Consider the following 22,399-nt stretch of genomic DNA (forward strand, 5'->3'; position numbering starts at 1 on the left):
GCGGGCTACGGGCCCGGGCGCACGCCTGTTCGGCCAGGCCCTATCGTTACCCCTTCATCCCTCCCCCCAAGTCCCGTTAAGGAGTCCGCGGATGCGCGTCCGTGACCTGCTCGCCCCCGGCGCCCCGCGACTGCGCCTGCTCGCGGCCGAGGAAGAGCTGGACCGGCAGGTCAGCGGTGTGATGACGACGGACCTCCAGGACCCGGGCCGCTACCTGCACGGCGGCGAACTGGTGCTCACCGGCATGCTCTGGCGCACCGTCCCGGCCGACTCCGAGCGCTTCGTCCGCACCCTCGCGGCCGGCGGCGCGGTGGCCCTGGCGGCCGGCGAGGCCGAGGTCGGCCCGGTGCCCGAGGACCTGGTCGAGGCCTGTCGCCGGCACCGGATGCCGCTGCTCGCCGTCCCCGACGACATCGCCTTCGGCACCGTGGCCGAGTTCATCGGCCGCCAGGTCTCCGCCGACCGCGCGGCCGACCTCGCCGCCCTGGTCGACCGGCACCGCCTGCTGGTCTCGGCGGCCGGCGGCGGCGGACTGGACGCGGTGCTGGACCTGCTCGGCGGCGACCTCGACCTGGACTGCTGGGTGCTCACCCCGACTGGCGCGGTGATCGCCGGCCCCGCGGACCGGCTCTCCGCCCAGGACCGCGACCAGCTGGTCCGCGCCCACCTCGCCGCCCAGCGCCAGCGCCGCCGCCCCCCGCACCGGGTCCGGCTGGCGGCCGGCTCCTACTCGCTGCTGCCCGCCCCGGCCTCCGCCGAGCAGGGCGCGCCGCAGGCCGATTGCGCGCTGGCGGACTGGGTGCTCGCGGTGGCCGGCGACGTCACCGAATGGACCACCAAGCGCCAGCAGCTCGCCGAGAACCTGGCCCGGCTGGTCGCCGCCGAGCGCCACCGCCGCGACGAGGGCCGCCGGCTGCGCCGCCGGCTCGCCGACGAGGTGCTCGCCCTGCTGCGCCGCGACGCCGACCCGGCCGAGATCAGCCGCACCCTGTACGCTTCCTCGGCCATGGCCGCCCGCTACGAGATCCCCGAGCCCAAGTCCCAGGCGGAGGAGAGCTCCTGGCTGGTACTCAGCGCCGAGGGCACCGGCCTTCCGGAGGGCACCGTACGGGCGGTGCTGGAGGAGGCGCTCGGCGGCATCACCGACCGCGCGCTGGTCGCGGGGGCCGGCACCGGTGCGGTGGTGGTGCTGCCCGCGCTGGAGGGCCCGGTGCCCGCCGACACCCTGCGCGAACTGCTCGCCCCGCTGGAGGCCGGGCTCGGCTCGGAGGGCCGGATCACCCTCGGGGTCTCCGCCCCCGCCTCCGAGGCCGGGGGCCTGCGCGGCGCCCTGGAGGAGGCCCGGCACGCCCGCCGGATCGCCGCCTCCCGGGTCGGCCGGGTCTGCGTCGCGGGCCCCGAGGAACTCGCCTCGCACGTGCTGCTGCTGGCCGCCGTCCCGGACGAGGTGCGCCGCGCCTTCCGCAGCCGGCTGCTGGACAAGGTGATCGCGTACGACATCGAGCACCAGGCGGACCTGGTCCGCACCCTGGAGGCCTTCCTGCGGTCGGACGGTTCCTGGACCCGCTGCGCCGCGCAGCTGCACGTCCACGTGAACACCCTGCGGTACCGGATCGGCCGGATCGAGGAGCTGACCGGGCGTGACCTCTCCCGGCTGGAGGACCGGGTGGACTTCTACCTGGCGCTGGAACTGGCCTGACGGCACGCCCCGACACGCGGGAGGGCCCGCCGCGACCACTGGTCGCGGCGGGCCCTCTTCGTACGGTCCGCTGCTGCCGGTCCGCTACTGCACCGGGATGACCGAGGTCAGCCACTGGAAGGCGCCCGGGACCATCTTCTTCCACTGCTCGGTGGTGTGCGGGCCGGTGCCCTCCTCCACCTGGACGGTGGTCGGGGCCTTGGCCGCGGCGCGGATCGCCTCGCCGTCCTCGTAGCCGTCCCCCTTGGAGCCGCTGACCAGCAGGGCGACCTTCGGCGGCTGCGCGGCGGTCTTCAGGATGTTGACCGGGTTGTTGGCCTCGCGCAGCTTGGCGTCCTTGCCGACCAGGGAGTCCGGCTCCTGGGCCGGGTCGTTGTAGCCGGACATCGCGATGGCGGCCCGGTACCGGTTGGGGTGGGACAGCGACAGCTTGGCCGCGCAGTGCGCGCCGGCCGAGTAGCCGGCGATCGCCCAGCGGTCCGCGGACGGGTCGGCGCGGAAGTTGTCCAGCACCATCTGCGGGACGTCGCGGGTGACCCAGGCGTCGGCGTTGATCTTGCCGGGGATGTCGGTGCAGCCCGCGTCCTGGTTGTTCAGCAGCTTCGTGCGGGGCGAGACCAGGATGAACGGCGCGACCTTGCCCTGCTGCATCAGCGGCTTGAGCTGCTCGGAGACCTTGAGGGTGCCGTACCAGGTGGAGGAGGAGCCGGGGTAGCCCGGGATCAGCTCGACCACGGGGAACTTCTTGTCCTTGAACGCCGGGTCGTTGTACTGCGGCGGCAGCCAGACCAGCACCTCGCCGTCGACCCCGGACACCTGTCCCTTGAGCTCGGTCTTCTGCACGTCGCCCGGGACGAGCGGGTCGTTCACGCCGCCGAAGCTCTGCTTGACCTTCGGCGGTTCCTTGGCGGCGTCAGCGCTCTGGCCCGGAACGGCGGCCGGGTCGACCGGTGCCACCACGGGCACCGCGCGGACGTGGTCGCCGGTGCCCAGCAGGTCGTCCCAGTTGCCGTAGATCAGGTTGGCGTTGTTGACCATCACGAAGACCATCAGGACGGCCGTGACCTGGCAGAACATGATCATGACGATCCGGGTGAGATGGCGAACCGGCTGCGGGCCGCCGACCTTCCCCCAGAAAAGCAGCGCCACCGCGATGGACACCGGTACCAGGACGACGGTGAGGAGGAAGAATGGCGTACCTGTCAGTTCCATCGAGTTCTCGTATCCGGGTCGCACGCCGCCCGGGCCCCACTCGCCCGAACGCACGTCAATGGCATTGGACGGCGATGGACCGGTGATCGGTTGCCGTCCGAATCTGTGCGGAACCTGAGAGGAACATCACGTTCTTGTGATGAGCCCCATTCGGATCGGCGCCTAGTCTGCCACCCGAACGGATGTCGTCCGGACGGGCTGCTCAGCGGACTACCAGGAACGGTCCCCCGGGGCACCTTACCTCCCAGGCCGTTCGCGCTGCCGGGCGAGGCGGTGCGATCCCGCGAGACCGGGGCAGGGAGACTATGGGGATGAGCATCACCCGCTTTCGCCCGTCCCGCCGCTTCTGGCCCGTGTGTGCCCTCCTGGCACTCGCGGTCACCGCGGCCGGTTGCAGCAGTACCGGAGGCAGACGCGCCGAGGAGGCCCGCGCCAAGGCCGCGGCCGCCGGCGGCAGCGCCGTCACCACCCCGCGCTGGAAGGTCGCCATGGTGACCCACGCCGGAGCCGGCGACGCCTTCTGGGACACTGTGCGCAAGGGCGCCGAGCAGGCCGCCGCCAAGGACAACATCACCTTCCTGTACTCCAACGACGCGCAGACCCAGAACCAGGTCCAGCTCGTCCAGGCCGCCATCGACCAGAAGGTCGACGGCCTGCTGGTCACCCTCGCCAAGGGCGACGCCATGGCTGACGTCCTCGGCAAGGCCAAGGCCGCCGGCATCCCCGTGATCACCATCAACTCCGGCCAGGAGTACTCGCAGAAGTTCGGCGCGCTCACCCACATCGGCCAGGACGAGGCCACCGCCGGCCAGGCGGCCGGCACCGAGCTGGCCTCGCGCGGCCGCAAGAACGTGCTCTGCGTGATCCACGAGCAGGGCAACGTCGGCCAGGAGCAGCGCTGCTCCGGTGCCCAGTCCAAGGCCGGCGGCGCCTTCCAGGTGCTCTACGTCAACGGCGTCGACATGCCCGACGCCCGTGCCGCGATCTCCGCCAAGCTCCAGGCCGACCCGGCCATCGACACCGTGCTCACCCTCTCCGGCCCGATGGCCGCCACCGGCCTCCAGGCCGTCCAGGACGCCCACCGCAGCGTCGAGCTGGACACCTTCGACCTGGGCACGCAGGTGGTGTCCGGGCTCAAGTCCGGCAGCGTCGGATTCGCCGTCGACCAGCAGCCCTACCTCCAGGGCTACACCGGTGTCGACCTGCTCTGGCTGTACAAGTACAACCTGAACATGCTCGGCGGCGGCAAGCCCGTCGAGACCGGCCCGCAGATCCTGACCAAGGACAACGCCGACGCGCTCGCCGAGTACGTCGCGAGGGGGACCAGGTGAGCACCCCCGACCTCCTCGCCCGGGACGGCCTGGTCGACGGGCGCCCGGCGGCCCTGCGACGGCTCCTCGCCCGCCCCGAGCTGGGCTCGCTGATCGCCGCCGTCGCGGTCTTCGTGGTCTTCGCCGCGGTCGCAGAACCCTTCCTGCGGGTCTCCTCGCTGGGCACGGTGCTGTACGCGGCCTCCACCATCGGGATCATGGCGGTCCCGGTCTCGCTCCTGATGATCGGCGGCGAGTTCGACCTCTCGGCCGGCGTGCTGGTCACCACCGCCGCGCTGACCTCCTCGATGGTCTCGTACCAGTTCACCGCGGTGACCTGGGTCGGCGTGCTGGTCTCGCTGGCGACCACGCTGGCCGTCGGCTGGTTCAACGGCTGGATGCTCGGCCGCACCGGGCTGCCCAGCTTCATCGTCACGCTCGGCACGTTCCTGATGCTGACCGGCGCGAACCTGGGCGTCACCAAGGCGATCTCGGGCACCGTCTCGACCAAGCCGATCTCCGACATGGAGGGCTTCGCCTCCTGCCGCTGGCTGTTCGCCTCCGAGGTGACCGTCGGCGGGCTGGCGATCAAGGCCACCGTCTGGTGGTGGCTCGGCCTGCTCGTGGTCGGCAGCTGGGTGCTGCTGCGCACCCGCTTCGGCAACTGGATCTTCGCGGTCGGCGGCGACGCGGCCGCGGCCCGCGCGGTCGGCGTGCCGGTCGCCCGGACCAAGACCGTGCTCTACCTGGGCGTCGGCTTCGGTGCCTGGGTGCTCGGCCAGCACCTGCTGTTCTCCTTCGACACCGTGCAGTCCGGCGAGGGCGTCGGCAACGAACTGATCTACATCGTCGCGGCCGTCATCGGTGGCTGCCTGATCACCGGCGGCTACGGCTCGGTGGTCGGCTCCGCGCTCGGCGCGCTGATCTTCGGCATGGCCAGCAAGGGGATCATCTACGCCCAGTGGAACCCGGACTGGTTCAAGTTCTTCCTCGGCGCGATGCTGCTGCTGGCCGCGCTGCTGAACGCCTACGTCAAGCGCCGGGCCGAACGGGGGCCGCGATGAGCGAGCGGAGGACCGGGGCACCCGCCCCCGGCCTGGCGGCCGGGAGGTGCCCCCGGGCCGGAGGCCGGGGGAGAAGCATGAAGAGGTGCGCGTGGGCGGACGCCTCCGCCGGGCGGAACGAGGTGGACGCATGAGGACCGGGGTTCCGACCGGCGACGAACTGCTCTCCCTCGACGGCGTCGGCAAGAGCTACGGCACCGTCCGGGCGCTCCAGGACGTCTCGCTGACCCTGCGGGCCGGCGAGATCAGCTGCGTGCTCGGTGACAACGGGGCCGGCAAGTCCACCCTGATCAAGATCATCGCGGGGCTGCACCAGCACGACGAGGGCCGCTACACCGTGGAGGGCGAGGAGGTCCGCCTCGACTCCCCGCGCCAGGCCCTCGACCGCGGCATCGCCACCGTCTACCAGGACCTCGCGGTCGTCCCGCTGATGCCGGTCTGGCGCAACTTCTTCCTCGGCTCCGAGCAGGGCATGCGCCGTTGGGGCGGCCTGCGGCTGGACGCCGACGGGATGCGCGCCACCACGCGAGAGGCGCTCGCCCGGATGGGCATCGACCTGCACGACGTCGACCGGCCGATCGGCACCCTCTCCGGTGGGCAGCGCCAGTGCGTGGCGATCGCCCGCGCGGTGCACTTCGGCGCCAAGGTACTGATCCTGGACGAGCCCACCGCCGCGCTCGGCGTCAAGCAGTCCGGGGTGGTGCTCAAGTACGTCACCGCCGCCCGCGACGCCGGGCTCGGGGTCGTGCTGATCACCCACAACCCGCACCACGCGTACCTGGTCGGCGACCACTTCACCCTGCTCAAGCGGGGCCGGATGGCGGGCAGCCATCCACGTGCCGAGATCAGCCTCGAACAGCTCACCACCGAGATGGCCGGCGGCTCCGACCTCGCCGAGCTCTCGCACGAGCTGGCCCGACCCTCCGTTTCCGACCCCAGTGGTTCCGACCCCCGTGAGGAGCGTCCGCAGCCGTGACCAGCTCCCAGGGCAGCACCCGCCCGCCCGTCCTGCCCACCCTGCTCGGCCTCGGCCCGCGCGCCGAGCGCCGCCGCCGTGCCCTGCCCGCCGGGATACTGCGACTGCCCACCATCGGCGTCGACATCGGCGGCACCAAGGTGGTCGCCGGGGTGGTGGACGGCGAGGGCAAGGTGCTGGAGAAGCTGCGTACGGACACACCGCACAAGAGCAAGAGCCCCACGGTGGTCGAGGACGTCATCGTCGAGCTGGTGCTCCAGCTCGCCGACCGGCACGACGTCCACGCCGTCGGAATCGGCGCGGCCGGCTGGGTCGACGCCGACCGCTCCAACGTGCTGTTCGCCCCGCACCTCAACTGGCGCAACGAGCCGCTCCAGCAGGCGCTCAGCGAGCGGCTGCGGTTCCCGGTGATCGTGGAGAACGACGCCAACGCGGCCGCCTGGGCCGAGTGGCGCTTCGGCGCCGGGCGCGGCGAGGACCACATGGTGATGCTCACCCTGGGCACCGGCATCGGTGGCGCGGTGGTCCGGGACGGCTACGTGGACCGCGGCAAGTACGGTCTGGCGGGCGAGTTCGGGCACATGCAGGTGCTGCCCGGCGGCCACCGCTGTCCGTGCGGCAACCGGGGCTGCTGGGAGCAGTACTCCTCCGGCAACGCGCTGGTGCGCGACGCGCGCGAGCTGGTCGCCGAGGAGTCGCCGGTGGTGCAGCCGCTGCTGGCCCGGGCGGGCGGCGTGGTCGAGGGCATCACCGGCCCGCTGGTCACCGAGGCCGCCCAGGACGGCGACCCGACCGCGACCGAGCTGCTCTACGAGGTCGGCACCTGGCTCGGCGTCGGCATCGCCAACCTGGCCGCCGCGCTGGACCCGGGCCGCTTCGTGATCGGCGGCGGGGTCTCGGAGGCGGGTGACCTGCTGCTCGGGCCGGCCCGGGACACCTTCCGCCGCACCCTCACCGGGCGCGGCTTCCGCCCGGAGGCCACCATCGTGCACGCCGCGCTCGGCAACGAGGCCGGCCTCGTCGGCGCCGCCGACCTCGCCCGGCAGGTGGCGCGGCGCTTCCGGACGATCAAGCGACGGCGGGTGGAGCGCAGCGCGCTGTAGCGGCGCCGACGGACGGATTTCAGCGAACAGGATTCAGCCGACAGATTTCAGATAACAGATTTCGTTCTCTGTTATCTGAAATCTGTCGGCTGTTTGCTGTGCCCGAGACCCCTGTCGCCCCGTCAATTACCCATTGGTAGAAGCACGGTGTGGTTGTCGGATGATGCCTCCTGTGGAACAACTGATGAGTTGACGTCGACTCAGGAGGACTCGGATGAGGGCTCTGACCCGTCTCGCGCCATCGCTGTCACTCGTTACCGCCCTGGTCTGGTCCGGTGCCGGGCCGGCCGGCGCCGCGGCCCCGCCGCCGAAGGTGCCGGAGGCGGTGGGCTGGGGCGGGGCGGTGGCCACCGTCGACGCCGACGCCACCGCCGCCGGGATCGAGGTGCTGCGCAAGGGCGGCAACGCGGTGGACGCGGCCGTCGCCGCCGCCGCGGCCCTCGGGGTCACCGAGCCGTACTCCTCCGGCATCGGCGGCGGCGGGTACTTCGTCTACTACGACCACGCCACCGGCCGGGTGCACACCATCGACGGCCGCGAGACCGCCGGCCGCACCGCCGACACCGGCCTGTTCCTGGAGGAGGGCAAACCGCTGACCTTCGCCGACGCCGTCACCAGCGGCCTGTCCGTCGGAGTCCCCGGCACCCCCGCCACCTGGGACGCCGCGTTGCGCCACTGGGGCACCCGCTCACTCGCCCAGAACCTCGAACCGGCCGAGCGGATCGCCGACAACGGCTTCGTCGTGGACGGCACCTTCCGCACTCAGACCGCCGACAACTCCGCCCGGTTCAAGGACTTCCCGGCCACCGCCGCGCTCTACCTGCCGAACGGCAAGCCCCCCGAGGTCGGCAGCGTGCTGCGCAACCCCGACCTCGCCGCCACCTACCGGCTGCTCGCCAAGGACGGCGTCAAGGCGTTCTACCAGGGCGAGTTGGCCGGGGACATCGTCAACACCGTGCAGCATCCGCCGGTCGACCCGGCCTCCGGCCGCAACGCCCGCCCCGGCAAGGTCGACACCACCGACCTCGCCGGCTACCGGGTCCGCGACCAGGCGCCCACGCACGTCTCGCACGGCGCCTACGACGTCTACACGATGGCCCCCTCCAGCTCCGGCGGCACCACCGTCGGCGAGACGCTCAACATCCTGGAGGACGGCGGCGACGTCTCGACGTACAGCAGCACCCAGTACTACCACCACTTCCTGGAGGCCTCCCGGATCTCCTTCGCCGACCGCAACCGCTGGGTCGGCGACCCGGCCTTCACCGACGTCCCCACCAGGCAGCTGCTCTCCGAGCGCTACGCCGCCTCCCGGGCCTGCCTGATCAGCCCAGACCACGCGCTCACCAGCCCGCTCGCACCCGGCGACCCGCGCCACCCGGTTCCCTGCGCCGACACCGGCCAGGCCGTCGCCGAGCCGTACGAGGGCCCCAACACCACCCACCTGACGGTCGCCGACCGCTGGGGCAACATCGTCTCCTACACGCTCAGCATCGAGCAGACCGGTGGCAGCGGCATCACCGTCCCGGGCCGGGGCTTCCTGCTCAACAACGAGCTGACCGACTTCGACTTCACCCCGCTCGCCCCCGGCGTCCCCGACCCCAACCTGCCGGGCCCGGGCAAGCGGCCGCGCTCCTCGATGTCCCCGACGATCGTGCTGCGTGACGGCGAACCGCTGCTCGCCACGGGCAGCCCCGGCGGCGCGACCATCATCACCACCACCCTCCAGGTGCTGCTCGGGCGGCTCGACCGGGGCCTGAGCCTGGAGCAGGCGATCGCCGCGCCGCGCGCCAGCCAGCGCAACAGCGCCTCGACCCAGGCCGAGCCCGCCTTCCTGGCGCTGCCCGAGCGGGCCGCGCTGGAGGGCATCGGGCACAGCTTCGTCAACGGCGGCGAGATCGGTGCCGCCACCGGCGTGGAACGGCTGCCGGACGGGCGCTGGGTGGCCGCCGCCGAACCGGTGCGGCGCGGCGGCGGCTCGGCCGCGGTGGTCCGGCCCGCGCGCTGATCGGGCCGGCCTGTCGGTGCCGGGCGGTATGTTCGGGGTGGGTCCCCCTCGCGAGGGGCGGCCCACCCCGTCCGTACGCCCGTCCGCACCGAACCACCGGGAAGGCCGCCCGCCGTGACCGTCCGCATCGCCACCTGGAACATCAACTCCGTCACCGCGCGGCTGCCCAAGCTCCTGGAGTGGCTGGAGAGCGCGAAGCCCGACGTGCTCTGCCTCCAGGAGCTCAAGTGCGCGGCCGAGGCCTTCCCCTACGAGGCGGTCCGCGAGCTCGGCTACGAGACGGCCGCGCACGGCAACGGCCGCTGGAACGGCGTCGCGATCGTCTCCCGGCTCGGCCTGGACGACGTCGTGCGCGGCCTGCCCGGCCAGCCCGGCTACCTCGCCGACGGCGCCCTGCTGCCCGAGGTCGAGCCGCGCGCCATCGCCGCCACCTGCGGCCCGGTCCGGGTCTGGTCGGTCTACGTGCCCAACGGCCGCGAGGTCGGCCACGCGCACTACCAGTACAAGCTGGAGTGGCTGGAGGCGCTGCGCAAGGCCGCCACCGAGGACGCCGCCGGCTCCCGCCCGTTCGCCGTCCTCGGGGACTTCAACATCGCCCCGACCGACGAGGACGTCTTCGACGCCGCCGCCTTCGAGGGCCTCACCCACGTCACCCCGGTCGAGCGCGCCGCCCTGGCGGCCCTCGGCGAGATCGGCCTCCAGGACGTGCTGCCCCGCCCGCTCAAGTACGACCGCCCCTACACCTACTGGGACTACCGCCAGCTGGCCTTCCCCAAGAACCGGGGCATGCGGATCGACCTCACCTACGCCAACAAGCCCTTCGCCGACGCCGTCAACGACAGCTACGTGGACCGCGAGGCCCGCAAGGGCAAGGGCACCTCGGACCATGCGCCGGTCGTGGTGGACCTCGACCTGTGAGCCGCACGGCGGGCGTCACGCCGGGTGGCGAGTCGTAACCCGAACGGCCGTGAGCGCTGGCCGGGCACGGGGCGGGTTCCTACCGTCGGTGAATGACCGGGCGCAGTAGATCGACCACGCGGACATGGGAGTCCCCGGCTGCGCCCGAGAATCCCGGAGGTTCCGGCATGCGCCCCATGCGTACGGCCGCCGCCGCCCTGGTCGGCGCGACGGCGCTGGCCGGTCTGACGGCCCCCCTCGCATCCGCCAGGGACGGCGCGGCCTCGGTCAGCCCGTCCCATGCCGCACCGGGCCGGACCGTGACGGTCACGGTCTCGTGCGAGAAGTCGGACAAGCCCGAGGCCAAGACCATCACCGCGCGCTCCGACGCCTTCGAGGGCGGTCCGGTGACCCTCACCCTGGGCGCCGACGGCAAGCACAGCGGCTCCGCCCGGCTGGCCGGCCGGCACGCCGGGGACAGCAAGGTCGACGGCACCTGTCCGGACGGCGGCGCGTTCGCCACCACCGTCACGGTCGCCACCACCTCCGACGGGAGCCCCGGCAAGAGCCCGGACAAGAGCCCGGACAAGAGCCTCGGCGAGTGGGGCGAGGCCGCGGGGGAGTGGGCCGGCTCGCTCGGGCAGTCCGGCGCCGGCAGCCGGCAGGTCGTCCCGTACGGCTCCGTGCAGACCGGCCTCGGCGGCTCGGTCGCGGCGAACCCGGCGGAGCTGGCCGGCGGCCTCGCGCTGGTCGTGGGCGGTGTCGGCGGCTTCTGGCTGCTGCGGAGGCGCGGTGCCTGACGGCCCCGCCCCCGCGCGCTCATGTGCGCCCCGTGCTGCGCCGCTGGAACCCGCCGGGACCGGCGGCGTGTCAGGCGGTCCGCGGCTCGGCGCCCTCGTGGTGGAGCCGGTCCTGGTGCCGGAGGGTGCCGTCGGCCAGCAGGTACTGGGCCAGCACATAGGTCGCCATGATCCAGAACTGATGGCCCGGCAGCTCCCGCCACTTCGCCAGCTGGGTGGCGATCAGCGTGTCGGAGAGCAGGAACAGCGCCCCGCCCAGCCCGGTCCGCCAGCCCAGCCCGGCCGAGGTGACGGCCGTCGAGGCGAGCAGCAGGCTGTAACCGGCCACCGGGACCCGCAGGTCCCCGAGGTCCGGCCAGAGCTGTCCGACCAGGGCGACCCAGGCCGTCGCGTACGCGGCCGCGACGACCAGGGCCCGGCGGCGGTCGGTGAGCGCGCCGCGCTTGACGAACATCGTCACGTAGCAGACGTGCGCCGCCGCGAAGGAGCCCATGCCCGCGAGGAACGCGGGGTCGTTCTTCAGCTGGAGCAGCACGTCCCCGCCCGCGCTCAGCATCAGCGCCGGCGCCAGCAGCTTCGGCGCCTCCCGCCCGGCCTCCCTGGCCGCTGCCACGCTGTGGGCGGCCAGCAGCGGCATCAGGGCCGGCTTGGTGGCGTTCCGGAGCACCGAGGCTCCGGAGGCGATCGCGCCCAGGTGCGCGGCCGAGGTGGCCGCGAAGCCGCCCAGCAGGGCGGTGGCCGAGCGCACCCGCGCCCCGAGGCCGACGCGGGCGGTGGTACGGACAGTCATGCGTGCGCCTCTCGGTGATCCGCTGCTTCGGACCGACCCTAGAGGAGTCGAACCGGCGGCGGAAGGGCGGGTTACCGGTGCGTAACCCCGGTGGGGCGCGGTGGATGACGGGGCGGCCGGCCGGCGGAACGCGGGCGCCCGCTTCGAGGGCTCTTGCGGAGAGTTCCTCAGGGGGGCGGTTGCTGCCGTCGGGTGACCCGGGCACCGTCTAGTCTGGACCCCGACATGGATCAGCAGGACTACGCGGTCGGCGCCACCCGGGTGGCCGCCGGCCGGCCGGACGGACGCAAGGGCGGGGCAGGGCGGGGAACCGCCGCCGCCGTCCTCGCCGTACGCGGAGCCGGTCCCGCTGACAGGAAACCCGGGGCGGCTGCGGGGAGTGGTGCTGACGACTCGCAGGTGCCGGACCGTCCGGCCGTCGACGTGATGCTCTCGCCCGACCCGGGGCTGCTGCGCCTGGCCCACTGGTTCGCCGTCGCCGCCCCAGGCACCGCCGACGACCTCTGCACCGCCTCCTTCGGCCTCTATCCGGCGCGCCACCTCGGCGCCACCGCCGAACCCGCCGCCGATCCCGGCGTCAGCTGGTGGCACGGTCCCACCGCGCACTGCGCCACACCTGTACGCCCCCGTGAGGACCGCACCGAGGGCGGCCTGCGCCGCGCCCGGCGCGACGACGCCGAGCTGCCCGTCGTCCGGTCAGGCGCCAAGCCGGGCGGGCCGGGCCGGCACCGCAGGCCCGAGCGCACGCGGGTGACGCCGCTTCCCGTGGTCGCACAGGATCGTTCGGGCGAGGAGCTCCCGGCCGCCGAACGCCGGATCGCCGCACGGCTGTTGCTCGCCCATCCGCTGGTCACCGCCTCCGGCCCGCACGCCGACGGCTTCCCGCTGATCCGCCGTCACCGCGACTGGCTCGCCGAGCGCTTCGACACCCTGCTCGGCTACCGCCTCGTGGTCGGTCCCTGGCACGCCCGGCTCTGCAAGGCCGGTCTCGGCCCCGGCGCCGCCCGCCGCCTCGAACACCCCGTCACGGGCGAGCCGTTCACCCCGGGCGGGTACGCTCAACTCGCTCTCTCGCTGGCCCTGTTGGTCGACGCCCCGGAGGAGCTGGGCTACCGGCGACTGCTGGACGCGATGGGCGCCGCCGCTCCCGAACTCTCCGCCGAACCGGCCGACCTCGCCATGGCGCTGGCCGCGCTGGCCGGCTGGCAGGTGCTCGGGGAACTGCCGGCCGACCCGGCCGACGACTCCTTCGTGCTGACCGTGGACCGCGAACTCGCCCGTGCCGTCCCGGCCGGACCGCCCGCCCTCGCCGACGACGCCGCGGACCTGATCCGCCGCGCCGCCGAGGCCGAGCCCGCCACCGCCGTGCGCCGCCTGCTCGCCGAGACGCCCGCCGTCCTGGCCGTCGACCTCCCCGAGGAGCACCGCGCCTGGTTGCAGGAGCACCGGCTCAGCGGCCCGGCGGCGCTCGCCGAGTTCCTCGGCCTGGAGGCCGAACTGCGGGCCGAGGGTGTCGCGCTGCTCGACCCGGCCGCCGAACTCACCGACCTCGCCCTCCCCGGCGCCGGCACCCTCGCCCAGGCCGCCCTGCTGCTGGTCGAGCGGCTGGTCGAGGAGGTCCGCCCGCTGCCCGGCGAGACGGTGGCCGGCGACGTTCCGATCCCGGACGCGCTGATAGACGGCGTCCTCGGCGACATCGCGGACGAGTACGACCTGCCCGCCCGCTACCTCGCCGACCGCACCGCCCTGCGGCGCGACGCCCTCGACCTGCTCCACCGCCTTGCCCTGATCGCCCCCACCCCCCATCCCACCCGCCCCCCGGCCTGGCGCCTGCGCCCTCCGGCCGCCCGCTACGCCCCGGCCCCCGACCTCCAGCCCACCCCCGGCCGGGGCCGCCACTCCCGCCCCGGCCCGCTGATCCCGCCCCCGGCCGGCCCCCGCACGGAGCAGCGGGCGTAGCCGGGGCCATGCCGCGGTCCGGACGGTCCGGGCGACGCACGGAGCGGAGGGCGCTCACCCGCGTCGAGAACACGGGCGGCCGTGCGAGCGGGCGGTGTCCGGCCCGCCGCCCCAGGGCGGGAAGCAAGAAGCACCGGGTCCGGAGCGGGGACCGCGGTGCTGGGGTGGGGCGGGGGTTACTTGCTGGCGGAGGCGCTGGCGACGGGATTGTGTTCGACGGTTTCCACGGTGGCGCCGACGCCCAGGGTGCCGAGGGCGATGGAGGCGAGGACGGCGGTGACGGCGAGCAGCCGGCGGTGCCGTTGGGGCAGGGGGAAGCGCGGTTCCTGGTAGGGCGCCTGAGGGCTGGCGTTCATGAGAGGGAGGTTTCCAGGGCGGTGTGAACGGTCGGTACGCGCGGGTGAAGTCCGGACGGGGGTTGGGCGTCGGTTGGCCGCGCATGCCCACCCGTCGCCGGACGGGGCGTATGCGCTGGTCAGGGGCGTGTGTCCGGCTCGCCCACGGTGGCCCGGACGGCGTCCCGCAGGCGGTGTGGCGGGTGGAGTCGGGAGGGGGCGGCGCCGGGTCGGGACCCGCGTTTCGTCAGGCCGCGTGCCCCTCGCCGTAGCCGTGCCCGGAGTCGTGCGCGGTGGCGAGGTAGTGGGAGAGCGCCCGGCGGCTGCGGGTGAGGTCCTCGATCCGGGAGTCCAGGTCGGCGAGTTCGTCGCGCAGGGTCGCGAGCAGCTGCGGGCAGGCCTCCAGGACGGGGACGGGACCGGTGGCGCAGGGCAGCAGCACGGCGATGATCCGGGTGCTCAGGCCGGCCGCGAGCAGGCTGCGGATCTGCCACACCCGGACGGTGTCCTCCTTGCCGTACTCGCGGTAGCCGGCCGCGGTGCGGTCCGGCCGGAGCAGGCCCTGCTCCTCGTAGTAGCGGAGCAGGCGGGTGGACACCCCGGTCAGGCGGGAGAGTTCTCCGATGCGCATGACCGGGCGAACGCCGCCGCCCGCCGGGGTGTTCCCGATGGCGGCTCAGCCCGTGAGGAACTCCCGCAGCACGTCACGTAGTTCGGGCGGCGCCTCGGTCACCGGCGCGATGCTCGCTGGTGAGTTCGGCCAGGCGCGCGCCGGGGACGCCTTCGGCCGCCGGCCGGCCGGAACCGCCGGCGCTGCCGCCGGGCGCCGTGGGCGGGCAGCAGCCCCGGGCCCGGGCCCTGGACGATCCGGGCGAGTGGGGTGACTGATACGGGTGGCTCCTCTGCGGGCCGGGTTTCGCCGGCAGTGGGAACGGTAGGAGTCCATACCGGTGAGAAGGCCGAGCCGGGGAGCGGAAGCCCGTCCAGGGCAGCCTTCGGGCCCCGGCCGTGGTCGCGCGCGCCGCGAACCGCCCACGCTGAAACGTAAGGAACACCGTTCATGGACGACGAGGTCCGCACTCCAGACGAAGGAATTCTGGCGCAGGACGCCCCGGCGCAGGACGCCCGGGACGGCGCACGCGCCGCCGGGGAGGCGACCGGGCCTGTGCCCGGGATCGTCAAACCGCTGCCCGCCGAGTGGTTCGTGCCCCGGGACACCAACGCCGAGACGCGCTGGGACGCCTTCCGCGACGCCGACGGCGATGCCGTCATCGGCCGCCACGTGCCGGTGGAGCGGTTCTTCGTCCGCAACCACACCAGCACCCCGCTGATCGACCCCGACACGTGGCGGCTCAAGCTGTTCGGCAGCGGCCTGCGCGGCGCTCCGACGGCCGAGCGCCCGGTCGAGTTCGGCCTGGACGAGCTGCGGGAACTGCCGTCCACCCGGATCAGCGCGCTGATCGAGTGCGCCGGCAACGGCCGCAGCTTCTACCTCAGCCAGCAGAGCCAGCCCGTCCCGGGCACGGCGTGGACGCTCGGTGGCGTCGGCTCGGCGAGCTGGCGGGGTGTCCGGCTGGCCGAGGTGCTGCGGGCCGCCGGGCTGACCGGGGCGGCGGTGGACGTGCTGGCCACGGGCCTGGACCCGGACTACGTCGTCGGCGGCATCAACTACGGTCCGGTGCGCCGCCCGCTGCCGATCGCCAAGGCGCTGGACGACGTGCTGCTCGCGTACGAGATGAACGGCGAGCCGCTGACCCCGGACCACGGTGCCCCGGCCCGGCTGGTGGTGCCCGGCTGGGTGGGCATCGCCTCGATCAAGTGGGTGGGCGGCATGGAGGTCGCCGACCATCCGCTGTACTCGCCGTGGAACACCGACTTCTACCGGATGTTCGGCCCGGACTACCCGCCCGGCGGCAGCGACCCGCTCACCACCCGGGTGGTCAAGAGCGCCTTCGAGCTGGCCGCGGGTGCGCGGCTCGCGGCGGACCGCGAGCACCGGCTGTACGGGCGCTCGTGGTCCGGATCGGCGGCGGTGCGCCGGGTCGAGGTGAGCACGGACGGCGGCCGGACCTGGCGGCGCGCCGAACTGCGCGACGAGCCGCAGGCCGACGGCTGGACGCGCTGGAGCGTCGACTGGCGCCCCGAGCGGCCCGGGCCGTACGAGCTGCGCGCCCGCGCGACGGACGACCAGGGCAACACCCAGCCCGAGCGGGCGGTGTTCAACCGGGAGGGCTACCTGTTCGGTGCGGTGGTGGCCCACCCGGTGACGGTGGTCTGAGCCGCGGGCCGGCGGGCCGACGGGCGCTCAGCCGGTGGACTGGGTCTCGTACGGGGCGGGGTACCGCGTCTCGTACGGGGTCAGCACCAGCCGCACCACGTCCTCCAGCCGCCGCCGGGCGTCCCCGAGGGTGGTGCGGCCGGTCACCCAGGCGGTCAGCTCGCCCTGCCAGGCGTGGGCGACGATGTGCCGCACCAGGTCGCTCGCGGCGGCCGGCACCTCGGCCGTCACCGCTTGCAGGGCGGTGCTGTCGGCCCGGGCCATGCCTTGCAGGGCTTCGCTGGCGAACGGATCGGTGGAGGCGGCCACGGCCACCCGCAGCCGGGCGAGTTCCGGCTGCCGCTGGTAGGCCCGCATCCCGCCCCGGACGAACCGGACCGCCCGGTCGGTGGCACCCAGCCCGGCCCTCGGCCCGCGCAGCTCGGCCACCAGGTCGGCCAGCAGCAGGCGATGCCACTCGGCGATCGCCGCCGCCAGGAGGTGGTCCTTGGAGGAGAAGTAGCGGTACGCCGTTCCGAGGGCGACTCCGGACCGTTCGCAGACCTGCTTCATCTGCATCCGCTCGACGCCGATCTCGTTCACCAGGGCGAGCGCAGCCGCGATCAGGCTTTCGCGGCGTTCGAGCTGGCGCGGAGACATCGCCTCCACCGGCCGTGGTGACAGGTCAACCTTGGTCACCCGCACCATGATACGGGCCGGGGCCGCTCAGGAGTATGACGCCGTCCGGCCCCCTTCCGTTCGTCCGGAGGTCACCGGGGGCGGCACGGGGTCCGGCCGGCTAGCCGAGCTTGCGGATCAGAGCCTCCTGGGCGGCCGAGGCGACCAGTCGGCCGTCCAGGTCGTAGAACTCGCCGAGCGTCAGGCCCCGGCCGTCCGAGGAGGTCGGGCTGCGCTGGGCGAACAGCAGCCACTCGTCGGCCCGGAACGGGCGGTGGAACCACAGCGCGTGGTCCAACGAGGCCAGCAGCAGCCGGGGTGGCTCGGGACGTTGGAAGAAGTTCGGCTGCTCGTTCAGCCCGGCGGTGGAGGCCAGGGTGAGGTCGGACAGGTAGGTGAGCGCACAGGCGTGCAGCAGTGGGTCGTGGGCCGGGAGCGGCGTGGCGGTGCGCATCCAGACGAACTGCTGCGGCATCCCGGGGACGGTCGGCGGGACGTCCGGGGAGTCCGGCAGCGCGAAGCGCAGTTCGATGTCGCGGAAGCAGCCCGAGTTCCGTACCGCCTCGCGCAGTTCCCTGGGCCAGCGGGAGAGGGCGTCGGGCAGGGACTCCGGGGTGGGCGACGAGGGCATGCCGCGATGGCGCTCGTCGGTCGGCTCGGGGCGCTTGAAGGAGGCGGTGAGGTTGAAGATCTCCTGCTGGTCCTGTACTGCCCGGACCCGGCGGGCGGCGTAGGTGGCGCCCTCGCGCAGTCGCTCGACCTCGTACGTGATCGGTCGGGTCGGGTCGCAGGGCAGGAGGAAGTAGCTGTGCAGCGAGTGCACCGCGCGCTGTCCTTCACAGGTGCGTCCGGCGGCGACGAGGGCCTGGGCGGCGACGTGGCCGCCGAAGGCGCGCATGGGGGAGCCTTCGTGGCAGTAGCCCAGGAACGTGTTCTCGTTCAATGGCTCGATCTCCAGCAACCCGGCGAATGAGGCGGCCCGGTTGGGCTTCTGTTCGGTCGGGATCCGCTGTTCAGTCAGGTCGTTCACGGGGTCAATAGTGGCAGAAGCCAACCGTGTGGCGATGTGACCTGGGTAACGCCCGGTGAAGTGGAACATGTTTCATTTGAATGGTGGTTCGATGGATTGTCAGTGCCCTCACCTAGCGTGCTCGCCATGACGCAATCCGCACACGCGTACGGCTATCTGCGCCCGTCGGCCGTCCTGGACGCCGCCGAGGGCCGGCGCCTCGACCTGGCCACCTCCGGCGGCGCCACCCCGCTCGGCGCCGCCGCCAACCCGCGCTTCTTCGCGGGCTTCCTGGCCGATCCGGCGCCGGCCGCCGCGGCACTGCTCGCGGTCGCGGACGTCGCCGCCGCGCGCTACCACCAGCCGCAGCTGCGCGCCTCGCTCGACCCGGTGGTGACCGCCAACGGGGACCGGCTGCGCTTCGAGTCCTTCTCGGGGTGCTGCGGCGTCTACGCCCGGCTCGACGTGCTCCAGGCCGGGCTCGACGGGGACGAGATCGGCCACGGCACCACCAACGTGGACGTCAACAACCCGCTGCGCGAGGCGCTGACCAGGATCGGCCCGGCCGACCCGCTGCACCTCGCGGTCGGGCCGGACGCGCTGGAGGTCACCAGCTTCGACGGCCCGCTGGTCGAGAAGAAGGTCCCGCTGCCGGAGCGGTGGCTGCGCGGCTTCGCCGAGACCCAGGTGGTCGCCGCCGGCTTCGAGCTGCGCGCCGAGCTGCCGGCCGCCGAGGCGGTCCGGTTCCTGGGCTCGCTGCCGAGGGCCGGGCGCGGAGGGCGGCCCGGCGTCGGCTGGGTCGTCCCGGCCGGGACGACGCTGCGGCCCACCACCCGGCCGGTGCCGGGTGCGGTCTGCCTGCCCGGGCCCGAGCGGCTGGTGGCACTCCAGCGGGTGCTGCGGCACGCGCTCGCCCTTCGGGTGTACGGGCCGGTGGCGGCGGGGGAGCCGACCGCCTCGGCCTGGGAGGCGGTGCTGCCCGGAATGCGGCTGACCCTGACGCTGTCGCCGAACGCCTCCCGGGGCTTCTCCGGCGAGGGCGGGGTGCTCGACTCGCTCGCCACCGGGACGGCCGAGCGGGACGCCGAGCTGATCGCGGTGCTGCTCGCCTGGGAGCCCCGGATCGAGGTCGGTGACCTCGCCGCGCAGTCCGGGCTGAGCCCCGAGCGGGTCCGCGCCGCGCTCACCCGGCTGGGCACCGCCGGGCAGATCGGCTACGACACCGCCGAGGCCGCGTACTTCCACCGGCAGCTCCCGTACGACGCCGGGCGGGCCGAGGCGGCCAACCCGCGGCTGCGGGCCGCCCGGGCGCTGGTCGATGCGGGCGCGGTACGGCTGGAGGAGGGCGGGGCGACGGCCGTCGTCACGGTGGACGACCACATCCAGCGGGTGCGGACTGACGAGTCGGGGCGGCTGAGCTGCACCTGCCTGTGGTGGGGCAAGTACCGGGGCGGACGCGGGCCGTGCAAGCACGCGCTGGCGGTCGGGATGGTGCGGGAGTCGGCCGCCGGGGCGACGGAGGCGAAGGGGGCCGGAGCGTGAACACGACGACTGCCGACCGGCAAGGGCCGGTCGACGAACTGCTGACGGCCGTCCGGTCCGGGCGGCTGGCACGGATACCGGAGCTGCTGGCCGCCCTGGACGCGGCCCAGCGGCGGGCCTGCCTGCCCGCCCTCAAGGAGCTGCGCAAGGAGCTGCGCCAGGACTGGTCGCGGGAGAGGGTCGAGATCAGCGCCAGGCTGCTGGTGGCCGGGGTCGGCTGCCACGCCGGCCCGGCCGGCGCCGCCACCTGGCTGGCCGGCAGCGACTTCAGCTCCCGGAACTGGGCCCGGAACTCGGTGCTGCACCAGGTCGTCGAGGCGCAGCCGGTGGAGTGGCAGGTCGAGGTGGTCACCCGGCTCGCCGCCCGGCCGGTGCGCTCCTGGGGTTCGTCGATGTACCCGGTGATGGAGGCCGTGGTCCGGCGCACCGGCTGTGAGGTGCCGCGCGGCGAGGCCTTCGTCCGGGGCTGGATGGACCGCACCAACGACCTGGGCGGCGCGCGTCCCACGCTGGCCGAGAAGCTGCGCGAGGACGCCTTCACCCCGGTGCTGGTGCCCGAGCTGTTCGAACTCGCGGACATCAGCTGGCCGCTGACGTTCCGGCTCAGCCCGCGCCCCGGCGACGTCTGGACGGAGGCGATCGGCGAACTGGCCGCGGCCGGCGTGGTGGACCGGGCCGAGCTGCTCGACCGCTGCCTGGCCCGGCTGCTGCGCGGCGGCAAGCCGGCCGACCAGCGGGCGTTCCTGGAGGTGCTGCGGGCGCTCGACCCCACGCCCGAGGAGTACGCGGCCAGGGTGCGCGACGTGGTGGCGCTGCTGGACGGCCCGTCGGTGCTCGCCGGGCACGCCCAGGAGGTGCTCGCCGGGCTGGACGAGGCCGGGCTGATCGAGCCCGAGGTGCTCACCGAGGCCTCGGCGGTGGTGCTGTTCCGGAGCGAGAAGAAGCTGGTCCGCGCCCAGCTGGCCTGGCTGGAGAAGGCAGCCCGGCGCGCGCCCGAGCGCTCCGGCCCCGTGGTGCTGGCTGCGGCCGAGGCCTTCGGGCACCCGGACACGGCCGTCCAGGAACGGGCGCTGAACGTGGTGGCCCGTCACCTGAAGGCGGCGGGGGAGGCGGTGGTGGCGGAGCTGAGGGCCGCCGCCGAGACGCTGAACCCGGTCCACCACCAGCGCGCGGGCGAGCTGTTCGGCGCGCCCGTCGGTGGTGACGAGGACGGCCCGGACACCGGGTGGAACGAACTCCTCCCGCCGGCCCCCGAACCGCGCCCGCTCGGCGCGCCGATCGGCTCGGCGGCCGAGCTCGCGGAGGAGCTGTCCGCCCTGCTCGCCTCGCGCGAGCCCGGCGTGGCGGACTTCGAGCGGGTGCTGGACGGGCTGGTCCGGCTGACCCACCTGGACCGGAAGGCCCTGGCCGAGGCGGTGGAGCCGGTCCGCCGGGTGCACCCGTGGAGCGGTACCGGCAGCTGGGGGGACTGCACGCCCCGGGAGATCCTCTACGTGGTGGCCGCGGTGGCCGGCGAGACGCCGCCGTGGAAACTCTGGGACCACCTCGCCAAGGGCCGCTCCCCGCTGCGCGGCGCGCGCACCACCGTGCACGGGGCCGTCCTCGCCGTCCGGCTGGAGGAAGCGGCCTGGCAGGTTCTTCAGGCCCGGCTGCCGTACCTGCTGGCCACCCCGACCGACGCCACCGGCGCCCTGGACGCGGCCGTGCTGGTCGAGCGGATCGCCGGGTACGAGGCGGCGGACGTCAAGCCGGGGAAGAGCGACCTGTCCCAGGCCCTGGTGCGGGTCGGCCCGGCCATGGACGAGACGGTGCTGAAGGCAGCCGAGGCGCTCACCTCCCCGGCCGGGCGCCGGCTGGCGCACTGGCTGCGCACCGGTGGCCTGCCCGGGCAGCCCTCCGAGCGGGTGCTGTTCGCGCCCGGCAAGGGGCTGCGGCGTGCCAACGTGCACGGGGACCGCTGGTGGGAGGAGATCGAGCGGATCGCCGTCGCCCAGCCGGGCATCGGCGCCGGGCCGAAGGGGCCGGACGGCGAGCGGCTCACGGCCGAGCTGCGGGCGCTGCTGGACGGCACCGAGCCCAGCGTGGCCCGGGCCCGCACGGTGTACGACTGGAGCCGGCGGGCCGTCGACCACTGGTTCGCGATGCTCCCCTGGCACCGGGAGGAGCTGGCCGCGCGCTGGCTCGACCCCTTCGCCGAGTGCGCCGACCGGGACGAGCGCGGTGCCGCCCGCTACCTCCCGCTGCTCGCCGAGGCCGGCGGTCCGGCCGGGCTCGCGCTGCACCTGGCGCTGGCGTACGGCCTGGGTGCCCGGCACACCGAGGACCGGACGGCGGCGGTGGACGCCCTGCTGGTGCTCGCCGCCCGCGGCGACCTGGACGGCGCGCTGCTCGGCCGCGAGCTGGGCGCCCTGGTGGCCTGCGGCACGGTGATGGCCGGCCGGCTGGGGGCGGCGCTCACCATGGCGGCGGAGACCGGCGCCCGGGGGACGGTCTGGTCGGTGGTCGGGCCGGCGCTGCCGGGCCTGCTGGGGGCCGACCTGTCGACGCGCGGACTGGGCGACCTGATCGCGCTGGCCACCGACTGCGCCCGGCGCACCGGGGCCTGCGGGCCGGTCGCCGAGGTGACGGCGGCGGCCGAGCGCGGCGGCTCGGGCCGGGTGGTCAAGGAGGCCCGGGTGCTGCGGGACGTCCTCGCGGCCTGAGGGGCGGGCGGCGGGCCCGCAGCCTGGGGGCGCGGGGCGGGACCGGGGTGGCGCGGGGCTC

General features: G+C 74.3%; 18 protein-coding genes. 12 read left to right on the forward strand and 6 right to left on the reverse strand.

All coding sequences use genetic code 11. From position 1 onward, the window contains the following. Positions 1-91: 91 nt before the first annotated feature. Positions 92-1,699, forward strand: a complete 1,608-nt coding sequence (locus tag AB0O11_RS11915) for a helix-turn-helix domain-containing protein (protein WP_363384538.1) — start codon at positions 92-94, stop codon at positions 1,697-1,699. An 84-nt stretch (positions 1,700-1,783) separates the two neighbouring features. On the opposite strand, the gene AB0O11_RS11920 is transcribed toward AB0O11_RS11915, so the two are convergent. Then, a complete protein-coding gene (locus AB0O11_RS11920) occupies positions 1,784-2,911 on the reverse strand; it encodes an alpha/beta hydrolase-fold protein (RefSeq protein WP_363384541.1) in 1,128 nt (375 codons plus the stop codon). A 311-nt stretch (positions 2,912-3,222) separates the two neighbouring features. Between AB0O11_RS11920 and AB0O11_RS11925 the strand changes: the two genes are divergently transcribed. From AB0O11_RS11925 to AB0O11_RS11955, 7 genes are all read left to right on the forward strand, one after another. Further along, positions 3,223-4,242, forward strand: coding sequence for a sugar ABC transporter substrate-binding protein (locus tag AB0O11_RS11925; protein WP_363384543.1), 1,020 nt, complete (start codon positions 3,223-3,225; stop codon positions 4,240-4,242). Next, entirely contained in the window at positions 4,239-5,285 is a 1,047-nt protein-coding gene (locus AB0O11_RS11930; RefSeq protein WP_363384545.1) for an ABC transporter permease, read from the forward strand. Before AB0O11_RS11925 ends, AB0O11_RS11930 begins: the two co-directional genes overlap by 4 nt. Before the next feature lie 130 nt (positions 5,286-5,415). Continuing rightward, on the forward strand, positions 5,416-6,261 hold the full coding sequence (locus tag AB0O11_RS11935) for an ATP-binding cassette domain-containing protein (protein WP_363384548.1): 846 nt from the start codon (positions 5,416-5,418) through the stop codon (positions 6,259-6,261). Between the two features lie 41 nt (positions 6,262-6,302). Next, complete coding sequence (locus tag AB0O11_RS11940) at positions 6,303-7,364, forward strand: ROK family glucokinase (protein ID WP_224277674.1); 1,062 nt, start codon at positions 6,303-6,305, stop codon at positions 7,362-7,364. A 214-nt stretch (positions 7,365-7,578) separates the two neighbouring features. After that, positions 7,579-9,369, forward strand: a complete 1,791-nt coding sequence (ggt, locus tag AB0O11_RS11945; RefSeq protein WP_363384551.1) for a gamma-glutamyltransferase — start codon at positions 7,579-7,581, stop codon at positions 9,367-9,369. A 114-nt stretch (positions 9,370-9,483) separates the two neighbouring features. Next, positions 9,484-10,287 (forward strand): exodeoxyribonuclease III, encoded by an 804-nt coding sequence (locus AB0O11_RS11950; RefSeq protein ID WP_363384554.1) that lies wholly within the window; start codon positions 9,484-9,486, stop codon positions 10,285-10,287. Between the two features lie 167 nt (positions 10,288-10,454). After that, a complete protein-coding gene (locus AB0O11_RS11955; RefSeq protein WP_363384556.1) occupies positions 10,455-11,066 on the forward strand; it encodes a hypothetical protein in 612 nt (203 codons plus the stop codon). Between the two features lie 70 nt (positions 11,067-11,136). Here AB0O11_RS11955 and AB0O11_RS11960 read toward each other — a convergent pair whose 3' ends face one another. After that, on the reverse strand, positions 11,137-11,856 hold the full coding sequence (locus AB0O11_RS11960; RefSeq protein ID WP_363384559.1) for a lysoplasmalogenase: 720 nt from the start codon (positions 11,854-11,856) through the stop codon (positions 11,137-11,139). Between the two features lie 225 nt (positions 11,857-12,081). Here AB0O11_RS11960 and AB0O11_RS11965 point away from each other — a divergent pair, with 225 nt between their 5' ends. Further along, positions 12,082-13,815, forward strand: coding sequence for a DUF2398 family protein (locus tag AB0O11_RS11965; protein ID WP_363384562.1), 1,734 nt, complete (start codon positions 12,082-12,084; stop codon positions 13,813-13,815). Positions 13,816-13,991: 176 nt separating this feature from the next. Here AB0O11_RS11965 and AB0O11_RS11970 read toward each other — a convergent pair whose 3' ends face one another. Beyond that, positions 13,992-14,171, reverse strand: a complete 180-nt coding sequence (locus AB0O11_RS11970; protein WP_363384565.1) for a hypothetical protein — start codon at positions 14,169-14,171, stop codon at positions 13,992-13,994. A 226-nt stretch (positions 14,172-14,397) separates the two neighbouring features. Next, entirely contained in the window at positions 14,398-14,781 is a 384-nt protein-coding gene (locus AB0O11_RS11975) for a MerR family transcriptional regulator (RefSeq protein ID WP_363384568.1), read from the reverse strand. A gap of 429 nt (positions 14,782-15,210) precedes the next feature. Between AB0O11_RS11975 and AB0O11_RS11980 the strand changes: the two genes are divergently transcribed. Next, on the forward strand, positions 15,211-16,428 hold the full coding sequence (locus tag AB0O11_RS11980) for a sulfite oxidase (protein ID WP_363384570.1): 1,218 nt from the start codon (positions 15,211-15,213) through the stop codon (positions 16,426-16,428). Positions 16,429-16,455: 27 nt separating this feature from the next. On the opposite strand, the gene AB0O11_RS11985 is transcribed toward AB0O11_RS11980, so the two are convergent. Together AB0O11_RS11985 and AB0O11_RS11990 are read right to left on the reverse strand one after the other, a co-directional pair. Next, positions 16,456-17,106: a TetR/AcrR family transcriptional regulator gene (locus AB0O11_RS11985; protein ID WP_363384573.1), complete on the reverse strand. Its 651-nt coding sequence runs from the start codon at positions 17,104-17,106 to the stop codon at positions 16,456-16,458. Positions 17,107-17,206: 100 nt separating this feature from the next. Further along, positions 17,207-18,115, reverse strand: a complete 909-nt coding sequence (locus tag AB0O11_RS11990; RefSeq protein ID WP_363384576.1) for an acyl-CoA thioesterase II — start codon at positions 18,113-18,115, stop codon at positions 17,207-17,209. Positions 18,116-18,241: 126 nt separating this feature from the next. Between AB0O11_RS11990 and AB0O11_RS11995 the strand changes: the two genes are divergently transcribed. Together AB0O11_RS11995 and AB0O11_RS12000 are read left to right on the forward strand one after the other, a co-directional pair. Beyond that, the gene (locus AB0O11_RS11995; RefSeq protein WP_363384579.1) at positions 18,242-19,636 is read left to right on the forward strand and encodes an SWIM zinc finger family protein; all 1,395 of its coding nucleotides are present in this window, start codon (positions 18,242-18,244) and stop codon (positions 19,634-19,636) included. Next, positions 19,633-22,338, forward strand: coding sequence for a DUF6493 family protein (locus AB0O11_RS12000; protein ID WP_363384582.1), 2,706 nt, complete (start codon positions 19,633-19,635; stop codon positions 22,336-22,338). The genes AB0O11_RS11995 and AB0O11_RS12000 overlap by 4 nt, the downstream gene beginning before the upstream one ends. The last annotated feature ends 61 nt before the right edge of the window (positions 22,339-22,399 follow it).

This window comes from Kitasatospora sp. NPDC093102, assembly GCF_040683915.1.
GTDB lineage: Bacteria > Actinomycetota > Actinomycetes > Streptomycetales > Streptomycetaceae > Kitasatospora.

Excerpts from the sequence above, each read along its gene's own strand:
- AB0O11_RS11925 (WP_363384543.1), top strand. The coding sequence starts at position 3,223 with ATGAGCATCACCCGCTTTCGCCCGTCCCGCCGCTTCTGGCCCGTGTGT.
- AB0O11_RS11975 (WP_363384568.1), bottom strand. The coding sequence starts at position 14,781 with ATGCGCATCGGAGAACTCTCCCGCCTGACCGGGGTGTCCACCCGCCTG.
- AB0O11_RS11960 (WP_363384559.1), bottom strand. The coding sequence starts at position 11,856 with ATGACTGTCCGTACCACCGCCCGCGTCGGCCTCGGGGCGCGGGTGCGC.
- AB0O11_RS11915 (WP_363384538.1), top strand. The coding sequence starts at position 92 with ATGCGCGTCCGTGACCTGCTCGCCCCCGGCGCCCCGCGACTGCGCCTG.
- AB0O11_RS11920 (WP_363384541.1), bottom strand. The coding sequence starts at position 2,911 with ATGGAACTGACAGGTACGCCATTCTTCCTCCTCACCGTCGTCCTGGTA.
- ggt (WP_363384551.1), top strand. The coding sequence starts at position 7,579 with ATGAGGGCTCTGACCCGTCTCGCGCCATCGCTGTCACTCGTTACCGCC.
- AB0O11_RS11955 (WP_363384556.1), top strand. The coding sequence starts at position 10,455 with ATGCGCCCCATGCGTACGGCCGCCGCCGCCCTGGTCGGCGCGACGGCG.
- AB0O11_RS11995 (WP_363384579.1), top strand. The coding sequence starts at position 18,242 with ATGACGCAATCCGCACACGCGTACGGCTATCTGCGCCCGTCGGCCGTC.
- AB0O11_RS11965 (WP_363384562.1), top strand. The coding sequence starts at position 12,082 with ATGGATCAGCAGGACTACGCGGTCGGCGCCACCCGGGTGGCCGCCGGC.
- AB0O11_RS11980 (WP_363384570.1), top strand. The coding sequence starts at position 15,211 with ATGGACGACGAGGTCCGCACTCCAGACGAAGGAATTCTGGCGCAGGAC.
- AB0O11_RS11970 (WP_363384565.1), bottom strand. The coding sequence starts at position 14,171 with ATGAACGCCAGCCCTCAGGCGCCCTACCAGGAACCGCGCTTCCCCCTG.
- AB0O11_RS11935 (WP_363384548.1), top strand. The coding sequence starts at position 5,416 with ATGAGGACCGGGGTTCCGACCGGCGACGAACTGCTCTCCCTCGACGGC.